This is a genomic window from Acinetobacter sp. MF4640, assembly GCF_002018895.1.
Lineage (GTDB): Bacteria > Pseudomonadota > Gammaproteobacteria > Pseudomonadales > Moraxellaceae > Acinetobacter > Acinetobacter johnsonii.
In genome coordinates, this window is the sequence record NZ_MVOM01000024.1 from 11,186 (window position 1) to 25,278 (window position 14,093).

General features: G+C 43.0%; 12 protein-coding genes. 4 read left to right on the forward strand and 8 right to left on the reverse strand.

What is annotated here, in order from left to right:
* Positions 1-5 precede the first annotated feature (5 nt).
* The 3 genes from MF4640_RS09475 to galE are packed head-to-tail and all read left to right on the forward strand — an operon-like array spanning position 6 to position 3,944.
* A complete protein-coding gene (locus MF4640_RS09475) occupies positions 6-1,262 on the forward strand; it encodes a nucleotide sugar dehydrogenase (RefSeq protein WP_078389405.1) in 1,257 nt (418 codons plus the stop codon).
* Positions 1,259-2,932, forward strand: a complete 1,674-nt coding sequence (pgi, locus tag MF4640_RS09480; protein WP_078389406.1) for a glucose-6-phosphate isomerase — start codon at positions 1,259-1,261, stop codon at positions 2,930-2,932. Before MF4640_RS09475 ends, pgi begins: the two co-directional genes overlap by 4 nt.
* Complete coding sequence (galE, locus tag MF4640_RS09485; protein WP_078389407.1) at positions 2,925-3,944, forward strand: UDP-glucose 4-epimerase GalE; 1,020 nt, start codon at positions 2,925-2,927, stop codon at positions 3,942-3,944. Before pgi ends, galE begins: the two co-directional genes overlap by 8 nt.
* Before the next feature lie 72 nt (positions 3,945-4,016).
* Here galE and MF4640_RS09490 read toward each other — a convergent pair whose 3' ends face one another.
* The 8 genes from MF4640_RS09490 to ribBA are packed head-to-tail and all read right to left on the reverse strand — an operon-like array spanning position 4,017 to position 12,176.
* Positions 4,017-5,387, reverse strand: a complete 1,371-nt coding sequence (locus MF4640_RS09490; protein ID WP_078389408.1) for a phosphomannomutase — start codon at positions 5,385-5,387, stop codon at positions 4,017-4,019.
* A gap of 59 nt (positions 5,388-5,446) precedes the next feature.
* Positions 5,447-7,285, reverse strand: a complete 1,839-nt coding sequence (gene glmS / locus MF4640_RS09495; RefSeq protein WP_078389409.1) for a glutamine--fructose-6-phosphate transaminase (isomerizing) — start codon at positions 7,283-7,285, stop codon at positions 5,447-5,449.
* Positions 7,286-7,297: 12 nt separating this feature from the next.
* On the reverse strand, positions 7,298-8,662 hold the full coding sequence (gene glmU, locus MF4640_RS09500) for a bifunctional UDP-N-acetylglucosamine diphosphorylase/glucosamine-1-phosphate N-acetyltransferase GlmU (protein ID WP_078389410.1): 1,365 nt from the start codon (positions 8,660-8,662) through the stop codon (positions 7,298-7,300).
* A 20-nt stretch (positions 8,663-8,682) separates the two neighbouring features.
* Positions 8,683-9,204: a phosphatidylglycerophosphatase A gene (locus tag MF4640_RS09505; RefSeq protein ID WP_078389411.1), complete on the reverse strand. Its 522-nt coding sequence runs from the start codon at positions 9,202-9,204 to the stop codon at positions 8,683-8,685.
* The gene (gene thiL / locus MF4640_RS09510; RefSeq protein ID WP_078389412.1) at positions 9,182-10,099 is read right to left on the reverse strand and encodes a thiamine-phosphate kinase; all 918 of its coding nucleotides are present in this window, start codon (positions 10,097-10,099) and stop codon (positions 9,182-9,184) included. The genes MF4640_RS09505 and thiL overlap by 23 nt, the downstream gene beginning before the upstream one ends.
* A gap of 12 nt (positions 10,100-10,111) precedes the next feature.
* Positions 10,112-10,567 carry a transcription antitermination factor NusB gene (gene nusB, locus MF4640_RS09515; protein WP_004983920.1) on the reverse strand — a complete coding sequence of 152 codons (456 nt, stop codon included), beginning with the start codon at positions 10,565-10,567 and terminating at the stop codon, positions 10,112-10,114.
* Positions 10,568-10,571: 4 nt separating this feature from the next.
* Positions 10,572-11,042 (reverse strand): 6,7-dimethyl-8-ribityllumazine synthase, encoded by a 471-nt coding sequence (gene ribE, locus MF4640_RS09520; RefSeq protein WP_004684294.1) that lies wholly within the window; start codon positions 11,040-11,042, stop codon positions 10,572-10,574.
* 18 nt (positions 11,043-11,060) lie between these two features.
* Complete coding sequence (ribBA, locus tag MF4640_RS09525; RefSeq protein WP_004983924.1) at positions 11,061-12,176, reverse strand: bifunctional 3,4-dihydroxy-2-butanone-4-phosphate synthase/GTP cyclohydrolase II; 1,116 nt, start codon at positions 12,174-12,176, stop codon at positions 11,061-11,063.
* 520 nt (positions 12,177-12,696) lie between these two features.
* Here ribBA and MF4640_RS09530 point away from each other — a divergent pair.
* On the forward strand, positions 12,697-14,091 hold the full coding sequence (locus MF4640_RS09530; RefSeq protein ID WP_078389413.1) for a methylenetetrahydrofolate reductase C-terminal domain-containing protein: 1,395 nt from the start codon (positions 12,697-12,699) through the stop codon (positions 14,089-14,091).
* The last annotated feature ends 2 nt before the right edge of the window (positions 14,092-14,093 follow it).

A 14,093-nucleotide genomic window follows, 5' to 3' on the forward strand; every position in this document is an offset into this window, starting at 1 on the left:
CTCTTATGAAAGTTGCAGTATTTGGACAAACCCTGTATTCAGGTGTTATGGCGGCATTGCTAGCTGAATGTGGACATCAGGTCTTTTGGTGCGATATCTTAAAAAGGTCGGCTTCAGAGCAAGCCTATACACAAGATGATGCTGTGATCAATCTACTCCATAAGCAAGAAAAAAGTGGATTTCTGCAATACTGCAATTTTAATGCGATTCCTCTCGATATCGATGCTTACTTTTTTAGTCTGAGTCCGACAGAAGAATCGCAAGGCATTGAAATTCTCAAAGAACTCAAACAGCGCCCTATTATTCATCCTAAATTGATGATCAATGCCTCGACTTTAGGGTTACACGGCACTGAAAAATTTGAAAAAATCTTAGCGGATGATGATTGGGTGTATTTGCCTGACGTGATCCAAGAGGGTAACGCTTTGCAAAGTTTACTACAGGCTAAACAGTTGACTGTAGGTTGCTCAAGCGAAACAAGCCAAATTAAAATTCGAGAGTTACTTCGTCCTTTATTTCCAAGAGAACAACAATATTTGTTTATGCCTGTTTTAGATGCTGAGTTTACTAAACTCAGTGTTTCAGGCATGTTGGCAACCCGCATCAGCTATATTAACGATTTAGCCGTGGTGGCTGAGAAGCTAGGCATTGATATTGAGCATGTACGTCAAGGCTTGGCGGCGGATAGTCGAATTGGTGCATCATATCTCTATCCTGGAGCTGGCTTTGGCGGTGAAAATTTCTCTCATGATGTCTTAACATTAGCAAATACTGTTTCAGGTACTGGAGCGAAGAGCCAGTTATTGGCACAAGTTTGGGATATCAATGAGCAGCAAAAAGAAATTCTCTTCCGTAAATTATGGAATTATTATCATGGGGATTTAGCTGGTAAGGTGATTGCAATTTGGGGGGCCTCATTTAAAGAAAACACGTCTCGCATTCAGCAGTCTCCAATTCATGCCATGTTAAAAGCGCTTTGGGCACAAAATATGGTGGTCAAATTGCATGATCCTCAGGCATTGGCAGAAATTGAAAAACATTATGGGCATCGAGAAGATTTGATTTACTGTGCCGATCAATATGAGGCCGTTGAGGGAGCACATGCTTTGTGCTTATTAACCGCTTGGAAGCAGTACTGGAGTCCTAATTACCCAGAATTACTCAAAAAAATGCAGCACCCACTGATTCTAGATGGTCGAAATATTTATGATCCATGCTATGTCAAAGCTCAAGGCTTTGCCTATCAGGGAGTAGGGCGATGAAGAATCAAAATAAACCGTATCCCGTCGAAGATATTAATACAGCCATTGCCCGACTGCAGGGCTTGAAAGCTCATTTTGAACAGCATCATCTGAATGATCTTTTTGCAGATGATTCGACTCGTTTTGAGCAGCTCTCTGTCGTATTAGAGCCGATTATTTTTGATTTTAGTAAACATCGTATTGATCGAACCGTAATTGATTCTTTAGTACAGTGGGCGCAGGCACGAGATTTAACCAATTGGATTAAAACCTTATTTTCAAGTACAGCAATTAACTATACTGAACACCGTTCAGCCATGCATTGGGCGTTACGTTTACCAAAATGCGATCAACAGCATCAAGCTATTGCTGATCAGGTTCATGAACAACTGCAAAAAATGTATGCATTGGTCAACAAAATTCACGAGGGCCAATATCGGGGGGCGACGGGTGAAGTGATTCAAGATGTGGTGAATATTGGTGTGGGGGGATCTGACCTAGGACCACTGATGGTCAGCCATGCATTATCTGACTTTAAAAAATCGACACAAAAGCCTTTAAATCTGCATTTTGTTTCAACCATAGATGGCAGTCAGCTTTCAGAACTTCTGCATAAGCTACGTCCAGAAACAACATTATTTATTATCTCGTCAAAGTCATTTGGTACGATTGATACCCTCTCCAATGCGCAAACGGTACGTCTGTGGCTTGAAAAAGCATTAGGTCAAGAGGCTCAAACCTTAAAGCACCATTTTATTGGTGTCTCGACCAAGCCTGAAAAAATGACTGCTTGGGGTATCGCGCCAGAGAATCAATTTTTATTGTGGGACTGGGTAGGTGGTCGTTATTCTCTGTGGTCATGTATTGGACTTCCAATTGCTTTAACCATTGGGGTGAATGCATTTAAGCGGTTTTTAGCGGGTGCTTATGCAATTGACCAGCATTTTCAACATGCTCCTTTTGAGCAGAATATTCCTGTCTTGATGGGGCTTTTAGGCGCTTGGAACAATAATTTCTTAGACATTCAGACACATGCTGTTTTACCTTATGACGGTCGCCTCAAGTACTTTGCATCCTATCTACAGCAGCTTGAGATGGAGTCGAATGGTAAGTCGATCCAACGCAATGGTGAAAAAGTTGAATGGGAGACTTGTCCGATTGTATGGGGCGAGGTGGGACCGAATGCACAGCATGCATTTTATCAACTGTTGCATCAAGGGACACATTCGGTGAGTTGTGACTTCATTGCACCAATACAACGTTATAACGCAAATCAGTTTACCTATGTGGATAATGCTGAGGCATTAATTGAACAACATCATTTGGCACTTTCAAATTGTTTAGCACAGTCACGTTTATTGGCATTTGGAAATCAAGCGCTAGATCAGAGAGAATTAGCCTCTTTGCCTGAATATAAAAAGTATGAGGGTAACCAGCCAAGTACAACAATTTTAATGCAAGAGCTTAATCCTTATAGCTTAGGTATGCTTATCGCGATGTATGAACATAAAGTATTTGTACAATCCGTACTTTGGAATATTAACCCTTTCGATCAATGGGGTGTTGAAAAAGGCAAGGAAATTGCCAACCAGTTACTGCCTATTTTAAATGGTCATCAACAAGATCTATCTACATTAGATGTTTCGACTCAGGGTTTATTAAAAATTTTATTAGGAAAAATAGATGGCTAATATTTTAGTGACTGGTGGGGCGGGTTATATCGGTTCACATACCTGTGTTGAACTCTTTGAAGCTGGGCATGATGTGATCGTGCTCGATAACCTTTCTAATAGCTCGGAAGAGTCGTTAAAACGTGTTCAGGAGTTAACTGGAAAAACGCTTAAGTTTATTCAGGGCGATATTCGTAATCAAAGTGATTTAGATCAAGCTTTTTCTTCCAATCGCATTGATGCAGTGATTCATTTTGCAGGGTTAAAAGCAGTAGGTGAAAGCCAGCAAATACCACTGACTTATTTTGATCATAATATTTCAGGTTCAATCCAGTTAGTGCAAGCGATGGAGCGTGCACACGTTTTTAACTTGGTGTTCAGTTCATCTGCAACTGTTTATGGAGAAGAAAACTCACCGCCATATCAAGAAAATATGGTTTTGGGGATGCCAAACAACAATTACGGCTATACCAAATTGATTGTAGAACAGTTATTAGAAAAACTGTCGAAGGCAAATGATGATTGGTCAATTGCCTTGTTGCGCTATTTTAATCCTGTGGGTGCACATAAAAGCGCTCAAATTGGTGAAGATCCTCAAGGAATTCCAAACAATTTAATGCCTTATTTGACACAGGTTGCAGTGGGGTGCAGAGAAAAACTGTCTATTTTTGGACAAGATTACCCAACTGATGATGGAACCTGTGAAAGAGACTTTATTCATGTGGTTGATTTGGCAAAGGCGCATGTTTTAGCTGTTGAGAATAGACTGAAGCATAAAGGTTGTCGTGCGTGGAATATTGGGACAGGCATTCCAATTTCAGTATTAAAAATTAAAGAGACTTTTGAAAAAGTGAATGGCGTTATCGTTAATTCCGAGTTTGTTGAGCGAAGAGCTGGTGATTTAGCATGCTTCTATGCAGATGCTTCAAGAGCCAATCGAGAATTAAACTGGACACCCGAATTGACATTAGAAGATATGTTAGCAGACAGTTGGAATTGGCAAAAGCAGAATCCCACAGGCTACAAAGCATAATTTTCTATAATATTTTTCCGCGCAATAAAATAGGCACTTAAGGTGCCTATTTTTATATTTAAAACCGAGAAATTAATTTTGAATCAACCGAGTCAATTCATCAACATAGTCTTGCATCGGCTTTGGATGTTGGTCTAAACGAGTTTCAATATTTAAACGTAATAGGGGCTCTGTGTTTGAAGCACGTACGTTAAAGCGCCAAGCACCAAAATCTAAACTTACGCCATCTGTGTGGTCAATACTTGGATTTTGATCTGCGAAATGGTCAAAAAGCTTTTGAATCGTGGCTTGAGTATCTGCGACTTTAAAATTGATTTCCCCAGAGCAAGGGAATTTAGTGATCATCTCTTCAACCAATGAGGACAATGATTGTCCAGTTTCAGACAGTACGCAAACAACCAACAACCATGGAATCATTCCACTATCACAATAAGAAAAATCGCGGAAATAATGGTGTGCAGACATTTCACCGCCATAAACAGCATTGTGCTCACGCATTTTGTCTTTAATAAAGGAATGTCCTGATTTCGACTGAACAGGGATACCTTGATATTTCTCTACGACATCAAAGGTGTTCCAAATTAGACGTGGGTCATGGACAATTTTTTCGCCTGATTGTTTCAGTAAGGAGGCTTGTGCTAAAAGGCCAACAATATAATAACCTTCAATGAACTGTCCTTTTTCATCAAACAGGAAACAGCGGTCGAAGTCACCATCCCATGCAATACCCATATCTGCGTGATGTTCAAGTACAGCATGGCGTGTGCTATCACGATTTTCAACTAAAATTGGGTTGGGAATGCCATTGGGGAAATGGCCATCGGCTTCATGGTGAATTTTAATAAATTCAACAGGGATATTTAGGGCTTTAAATTTTTCTTCGATCGCATCAATGACATGACCTGCGGCGCCATTTCCTGCATTTACGACCAATTTTAATGGGCGGATTTTTGCAGGATTAATATACCCCATAAGGTGTTCAATAAACTCAGGCAGAATATTATATGGTGTGGTTGAGCCTTTTTGCGTGACTTCTGTAAATGCCCCCGATTCTGCTAAGGCTTGGATTTCTGCCAGACCACTATCTGCACCAATAGGGCGCGCTTGTTCTCGAACCAATTTCATCCCATTGTAATCCATGGGGTTGTGGCTCGCCGTAATCTCAATACCGCCTTGAACATCGAGATGAAATGCACCAAAGTAAACCTCTTCTGTACCTGTCATACCAAGATCAAGGACATCCACCCCAGCATCATTTAAGCCCTGAATAGTGGCTTGTTTGAGACTTTCACTGGTCAGACGGATATCGCAACCGATAACTACAGTTTTGGGTTGATAAATTTGTCCATAGGCACGGCCAATTTTATAGGCAATTTCTTCATTTAGCTCTGTCCCGAGCTTGCCACGAATATCATAGGCTTTAAAGCAGGTAAGTTGCGACATATGCAATTCTCTATTTAGATAAAGAATAAAGGCTGGATATCCAGCCTTTATTTAAATAATTATTCTACAGTGACCGATTTAGCGAGGTTTCGAGGTTGGTCGACATCCGTGCCACGAAGGACTGCAACATGATAAGACAGCAGTTGTACAGGTACGCTATAAACAATTGGAGCCAATATTGGGCTAATGCTTGGTACATAAACCACATGCTGACGGTCTTTGGCTTTAATGCCACTATTTTCATCGGCAAAGACAAAGAGTTCACCACCACGAGCTTGAACCTCTTCCATATTCGATTTGAGTTTATCGAGCATATCATCTTTCGGTGCGAGAATGACCACAGGCATGTCATTGTCGACTAAAGCGAGCGGACCATGTTTAAGTTCACCTGCGGCATAGCCTTCAGCATGGATATATGAAATCTCTTTGAGTTTTAACGCCCCTTCAAGTGCGATCGGGAAATTCGTGCCACGACCTAAGAATAAGCAGTGCTGCTTCTCTACGAAGAGTTCAGATAAACGTAAAATTTCAGGGTCATTACGTAAGGTATCTAAAATTACTTTAGGGGTATGCCAAAGTTCAGCCGTAATCTCAGCCACATGCTGTACAGAAATGCTCTTCTTAACTGTACCGATTTTTAGGACCAATAACATCAGTGCTGCAAGCTGCGTGGTAAACGCCTTGGTTGATGCTACACCAATCTCAGGACCCGCCAGTGTAAGCAAACTATGATTGGTCTCACGTACCATAGACGATGTTGCGACATTACAAATAGTCATGGTGGTGATGTCAGTACCTTTTGCTGCAGCACGCTTTTGGGTATCACGCAGTGCGGCTAAAGTATCAGCGGTTTCACCAGATTGTGAAATGCAGACATAAAGTGTGTGATTGACAATGACAGGGCTGCGATAGCGGAATTCGCTCGCAATTTCTACTTGGCACGGTAGATCAATCAGTTGTTCAAACCAATATTTGGCAATCATCCCTGCATGGTAGCTGGTCCCGCAGGCAATGATTTGGATTTGCTGAATTTTTTGGAAATCAGCAACTGCATGGGCAAGAAAGTCTCCACGCAGTGCATTGCCATCTAGGGCTTGAGAAATGGTTTGTTGAATTGCTTCAGGTTGCTCATAAATTTCTTTGAGCATGTAGTGCTTATATTCACCTTTAGATGCATTGCTGACCGCAGCATCTAATTCTTTGATTGGGCGCTCGACCCGTTGACCAGCGACAAAAACTTCAATGCTATTGCGGGTTAAACGAGCAATATCACCTTCTTCAAGGTAAATAAAACGATTGGTAATAGGCAGTAAAGCCAATTGATCTGAACTGATAAAGTTTTCGCCAATACCGACGCCAATGACCAAAGGTGAACCTTCACGCACGGTAATCAGTTCATCTGGATGGTCGGTATGTACGATACCCAGTGCATAAGCCCCTTTAAGCTGAGGCACAACTTGTTGCACAGCTTCCAGCAAGCTTGGGGTAGACTTTAAAGCATCTTTAACCAAGTGAGCGACCACTTCAGTATCGGTCTGTGAGGTAAATACATAGCCTAAAGCTTCAAGATCGTCTTTGAGTTCTTGATAGTTTTCAATAATGCCGTTATGGACTACAGCAACATCGCCTGAAATGTGCGGATGTGCATTATCTTCAGTAGGTTTGCCATGGGTTGCCCAACGTGTATGTGCAATACCTAGAGAACCTAGAATACCTGATTGATTAACGGCTTCTTCTAGATTGGATACTTTACCGACACGTCTTTCGCGTAAAACTTGGCCTTGATTGACCAGCGCTAAACCCGCAGAGTCATAGCCGCGATATTCAAGACGCTTTAAACCTTCAATTAAAATATTGGTAATACTACGTTCTGCAACGCCACCGACAATACCGCACATAATTTAATCCTCTTATTTCTTCATCTTTTGTGGACGTTGATAGTTTTCTTTTTCAACTTGCTTAGAGCGTTCTACCGCTAAACTATTTTCTGCAACATCACGGGTAATGGTTGAACCTGCGCCGACGGTTGCTCCATTGCCAATCGTGACAGGTGCAACCAATGAGCTGTTGGAACCAATAAATGCAGCATCACCAATGATGGTTTTAAATTTATTTGCACCATCATAATTACAGGTAATAGTCCCAGCACCAATGTTCGAGCCTGCACCAATTTCAGCATCACCTAAATAGGTAAAGTGATTGGCTTTTGAACCGAAGCCAATGCTGGTGTTTTTGACTTCAACGAAGTTACCAATATGCACTTCAGCCGCCAGTTTTGCACCTGGACGTAAACGAGCGAAAGGACCAATCTGCGCATCTTCACCAACCATAGCATTATCAAAGATGCTATACGGCTGAACTTTTGTACCTGCTGCGATCTTGGTATTTTTGATGATACAACCTGCACCAATTTCTACATGGTCGCCGAATTCACATTCGCCTTCAACAATCACATTGATGTCGATGCGGACGTCTTGTCCAACGGTTAAATGTCCACGAAGGTCAAAGCGACGAGGGTCAATCAAATGCACACCTTGCTGCATGAGCTTTTTGGCTTGGGCTATTTGGAATTGGCGCTCTAATGCGGCAAGCTGAATGCGATCATTGACTCCTTCAACTTCGAAGGCTTGTTCCGGCTCAACCGATGCGACTTGCATCCCATCGGCTAAGGCCATTGCAACGATATCCGTGAGGTAGTATTCACCTTGCGCATTATTATTGCTTAAGCGTGGTAACCACGCATGTAATTTGGCATTACTGACACAGTAAATACCGGTATTAATTTCTTTAATCTGATGCTGCTCTGTGGTTGCATCTTTATGTTCAACAATCGCTTGAATTTTCCCATTCTCACGCACAATACGGCCATAACCTGCTGCATCGGCTAAAGTTAAAGTCACTAGACCAATGCCTGTCTCGGCAGTTGCATTGAGTAATTTTTGTAGCGTGTTTTGAGAGATGCAAGGTACATCGCCTGATAAAATCAGTGAGCTGCCTTCCTGTGGAAGGACAGGGAGTGTCATTTGCACCGCATGGCCAGTTCCGAGTTGCTCTGCTTGTTCCACCCATTCAATCTTTTCATGAGTAAACGTTTCTTGAACTCGTGCACCACCGTGCCCATAAATTGTAATAATATTGGCTGCATTTAATTTTTTTGCAGTGTCGATGACATGACCAAGTAAAGGACGTCCTGCAAGTGGTTGTAGTACTTTGGGTAAAGAAGAACGCATACGTGTTCCTTTACCTGCAGCAAGAATAATAACAGTCGTTGACATGTTCTAATCCTAAAAATGGCCTAAGCCACAGTGAAATAAAAATAAATCCAAATACAAAGTGCAGCCCATAGTCCTGCAATTAGGTCGTCGAGCATAATGCCAAAACCACCTTCGACTTTTTGGTCAATGACGCGAATAGGCCACGGTTTCCACACATCAAAAATACGAAATAAAATAAAACCCAGCAGCAGCCAGAGCCAATTCATTTGCCCTAAATACAGGACAGGCAAAAAGGTGATGGACTGGCCAGCAAACTCATCCCATACAATACGCCCATCATCATGTACGCCCATCATTTTGGCAGTATGCCCACAGATATAAATGCCAATCAGAGACATGAGGATGATGGCAATAATGGTGTTCGATAAGCCAATTGCAAGCCAAATCGGGACGAACAGCAGCGCGAAGGCAGAACCAAAGGTACCCGGTGCTTTGGGTGCTAACCCTGAGCCAAACCCTACACCGCAAAACACGATGAAACGGTCATACCAAGACATCTGACGAAAGAGGATAGGGGGCTTATGCAAAGTGTTGATATCCATTAAATTGCAAGGAATGGTCTAAGCCATTTTGTTGAAAACGCAGACCACTTTCGGCATCAATTTTTCCAATCACACTGATGCTGCTATGGTTTTGTTGTTGCAAAAGTTTTTCATAATTCTGCGGGCTTATTGTAAAGCATAACTCATAGTCATCGCCACCCGCCAAAGCATATTGCCATTGTTGTTCTCGTGTTACATCTTGTAGAGCAGTATTGATTGGCAATTGATCAAGTTGTAGGGTCGCGCCCACATGGGATGCTTTTAAGATATGACCGAGATCTTGTGCTAAGCCATCTGACACATCAATCATACTATGCGCCAAACCTTTGAGTGCTTGACCCAGTTCACAGCGTGGGGTGGGGTAGTCTAAACGTCGTTGGAGAGGGTGCCCCAAGTGTTGCAAGGCAAAAGCAGCATCGCCGACAGTGCCACTGACACAAATCAAATCACCCACTTGAGCGGCAGAGCGAGTAACGGCTTGACCGATATCGACCCAGCCCAGTGCAGTCACGGAAATGGTGAGATGTGGGCTTTGGGTGGTGTCTCCACCAATTAAACTCACGCCAAATTGATCACAGCAATCATATAAACCCTGACTAAAACCTTTGAGCCAGTCATGATCAATTTGGGGTAAGCTCAAGGCCAATAAAATACTCTGAGGTTTCGCACCCATTGCGGCGATATCAGATAAATTGACCGCGACAGATTTCCAGCCAATCGCATGGGGGCTGGTATCAAGCGGGAAGTGACGTCCAGCAACCAAGGTATCGGCACAAATGACCAATTGTTGCTGCGGTGGCGGGGTGAGCAAGGCTGAGTCGTCACCGACGCCTAAATCGACAGAATGAGGACTCTTACGATTAAAATAGGTATCAATGATCGAAAACTCAGCCATACAACAAATCTACTACTGTGAGTTCGCTTGTTGCTTTTCTGCTGCACGTAAAGTTGTTGCTAAACGATCTAATACACCATTGATGTATTTATGGCTGTCTGCACCGCCAAAATGTTTAGCAAGCTCGATCGCTTCGTCTAAAACCACGCGATATGGAATTTCAAGGTGTTCCTTGAGTTCATATGCGCCTAAACGGAGGGTCGCAAGTTCAACGCCGTCAAGCGCAGAAACTTCGCGATCAAGCACAGGGATTAAGAGCGCATCCAATGCTTCATGATTGGCAACCACTTGGGTTAACAATTCATGATAATAGCTCAGATCCACTTTGTGCATGGCATTTTCCACACGCGTACGTGCTTCGATCTCATGGACTGGATTGTGGCTCATTTGCCATTCGTAAATTCCTTGTACAGCAAAGCGACGTGCTTTACGTTTTGCTGCATAAGTTGCTTGCAATGTTTGCGACATAGCGTTAAATAGCCTTTAACAAGTTAACCATTTCAATTGCAGTAAGAGCAGCTTCGCCGCCTTTATTACCTGCTTTTGTACCCGAGCGTTCAATCGCTTGTTCAATACTGTCCGTAGTCAATACACCATTAATCACTGGAAGACCAGATTCTAGGCCAACCACGCCTAAACCTTTGGCACATTCACCTGCAACAAAATCGAAGTGCGGTGTGCTACCACGAATCACAGCACCTAGTGCAATGATGGCATCGAAGCGTTCAGACGCCACTAATTTTTTAGCCACGACAGGAAGTTCCCACGCGCCTGGTGCATGAACAACAGTGATATTATCCTCTGATACACCATGACGTTTCAATGTATCAATTGCACCTTCTAATAGATGTTCGACAACAAAACTATTAAAACGACCCACTAAAATCGCATAACGGCCTTCGCTAGCGAGATGTAACATACCTTCAATACGGCGAATTGCCATAGCAACCTCGATGATTTTTTAAGTTGTTTGATGTGCGGTGATATATTCCACCACTTCTAAATTAAACCCAGAAAGTGCATTAAAGCGTAAAGGTGAGCTCAAAAGCTTCATCTTTTCTACGCCTAAATCACGTAAAATTTGTGCGCCCACCCCAATTGTTTGGTACTGCTGAGATAAAGCAGCATTGGATTTGGTTGGTTTTGGTGCTGTAAGGCTGTCTAGGGCTGGGCCTAAGTCTTGTAAATGACGCTGACCAATCCAGACTAAAACACCACGATCGCTACTTGCGATTTCTTGCAGGGCCTTGTCGAGATTCCATGCTGGCTCACCGTCTTTTTTGTTGAGCTTGAGCAGGTCGCGAACAGGGTTGAAACCATGGACACGAACGGTGGTTACCCCTTCTTTTGGTTCACCTTTCACCAAAGCCAAGTGAATATCTGGATTGCCTAATTCACGGTAACGGTATAAGTCAAACGTCCCATATTCGGTATCAATGCTTTGCTGATCAATCCGTTCAACCGTTTGCTCATTGGTCATACGATAGTGGATCAGATCCGCGATGGTACCAATTTTTAAACCATGCTTTTCAGCAAAAATTTCAAGATCGGCACGACGCGCCATCGTGCCATCTTCATTGATGATTTCACAGATGACCGATGCAGGCTCTAGACCCGCTAGGCGAGATAAATCACAACCTGCTTCGGTATGACCTGCGCGGTGTAGAACGCCGCCAGGCTGCGCCATCAAGGGGAAAATATGCCCAGGTTGAACGATGTCTGATGGTTTGGCATGTGCTGCTACAGCCGTTTGAATGGTATGCGCACGTTCCGCAGGCGAAATCCCTGTAGAAATCCCTTCTGCCGCTTCAATGGAGAGCGTGAAGTTGGTGCCATGTTGTGCGCCATTGGCATCGACCATCAATGGAAGATTCAATTGTTTACAGCGATCACGGCTGAGCGTTAAACACACCAAACCACGTGCGTGGGTGATCATAAAGTTGATGTCTTCTGCGCGAACATGGGTCGCTGCGATAACTAAATCACCTTCATTCTCACGATCTTCGTCATCCATCAGGATGACCATTTTACCTGCACGGATATCTGCAACTAGCTCTTCAACGGTATTGAGCGGCATCAACCTTCACCTTCATCGTTGTCGCCATGGACGACATATCATTTGTTTTCATTGGCACATAGTTTAAGCTTTTTTCAGGCTTTTGCCTATGTGCGAATCATTTCCTTGAGTCGTCCATTGTTATACACAGTCAGTCCCAGCTTGAAAAGATGCCTTTATTTTAAAAAGCTGAAATATGCTTAGTCTTTAAGCGATTGAAAAGCATAAAAAAGAACAATCTTATCGAAAATAAGTCAATCGGCGCAGTAAATAAGGGGTCTAGACAAATGTTGCACTATTGATGGCTTATGGTTGAGCGGTAAAGTCGTTCTTTTTTGAATTTGACCATCAGGTTCAGTTTTAGCATGGTACTGCAACTAATGAATCAGACCGGGGTGGATATTTGAGTTCACTCATGGGGTAGGGGGTGGTCCAAAAATATATTGAATATGCCGTAGCGAACAACCAGACGATTCGTCATCTATTTTTGATTTTTTGATATAATTCTTCTTTTTTAATCCTCTGGATTATTTCTTCTGTGATGTCCTTACTTGCTCAATATTTTGCACAGCAACAATTTTGCGTATTGGTTGAATACTTAAGTGCACACCAAACCCAGTGGTCTGTGAAAACTGAATTTGCAGGCTTTCCTGCGGCTATGACGCTGGCCGATCGGGTGCATGCAGATGACGATGAAGCGCCTTTGCAAGTCGCCAAACAGTATCCACAAGAGATTGAGAAAGTCATTCACTTTTCGGGGAAAGCGCGTGATATACAAGACTTTGAGCAGTTTTTGAAAGATGCAAAAACACAGGGTCAAAAGAACCTGTTGCTTTTAACAGGCGATAAATTAAAACAGCACCACTATAGCCATGACCTAAAGCCACGAACACGTTATTTGGAGTCGGTGAATGCTGTCATGGAAGCCAAACGCCAAGGCGGTTTTCATATTGGTGTGGCGTTTAATCCGTTTAAATATGCGGAAGCGGAAAAAGAGGCGCAATATCTGAAACTGCATAAAAAGATGAAAGCAGGGGCTGATTATGTGATTACCCAATTGGGCTATGACATGACTGCTTTGCAAGATGCACATGCATTTTTGGTGCAGCATCAGTATGCTCAGAAAATTTTAGCCTGCGTCATGCCACTGACCTTGGCACGGGCTAAGTTTATGCTGAAGCATAAAGTGGCGGGTATAGTGATCACCCCGCATATGTTGCAGGTATTGCAACAGGAAAAAGAACAGGGTTTAAGTGATCGCGTTTATGTGCGCTGCGCATTACAGATTCTAATGTGTCGACATTTGGGTTTTGCGGGGGTGCATTTATCGGCTTGCCATCAGCCTGAGGAGCAAGTGTTGCTAGAAAGCAATATTGAAGAATATCGGCATTTGAGTTTTGCTGAGTGTGAACGACTTTGGAATACGCTTTGGCAGGTGCAAACTGGTACAGAGTTTCATCCGAAGCTGGCTTATTATTCACGGCCTGCGACCTCAAGTCAGATTATTAAATACCAACATCTGCATTTGATGCATGATGCTTTATTTGAATCTAAACTGGCCAAAGGCGTGGGGCGGTTTATTTTCAATTTCAATGTTTGGGATCGATCGCGTGCCAAACAAGCATTACTGAAAACAGAACATTTGAGTAAGCATGCAGTGGTGGGCTGTGAGAGTTGTGGTCAATGCCGTTTAGGCGAGACCCTGTATATTTGCCCTGAAACTTGTCCTAAAGGCTTGGCCAATGGGCCCTGTGGTGGAACCAGCTTAGACCGCTGTGAATTTGGTGACCGTGAATGCATTCATTCAGTCAAAGCACGCTTAGCCAAAGCCGTTGGACAAACCAAGATCTTAAAAGAAAAGCTGATTCCGACCGTGTCGATTGCGGTGCGAGGAACCAGCTCTTGGAAAAATTGGTATGTGGAGGCTGCTAGCTGAAA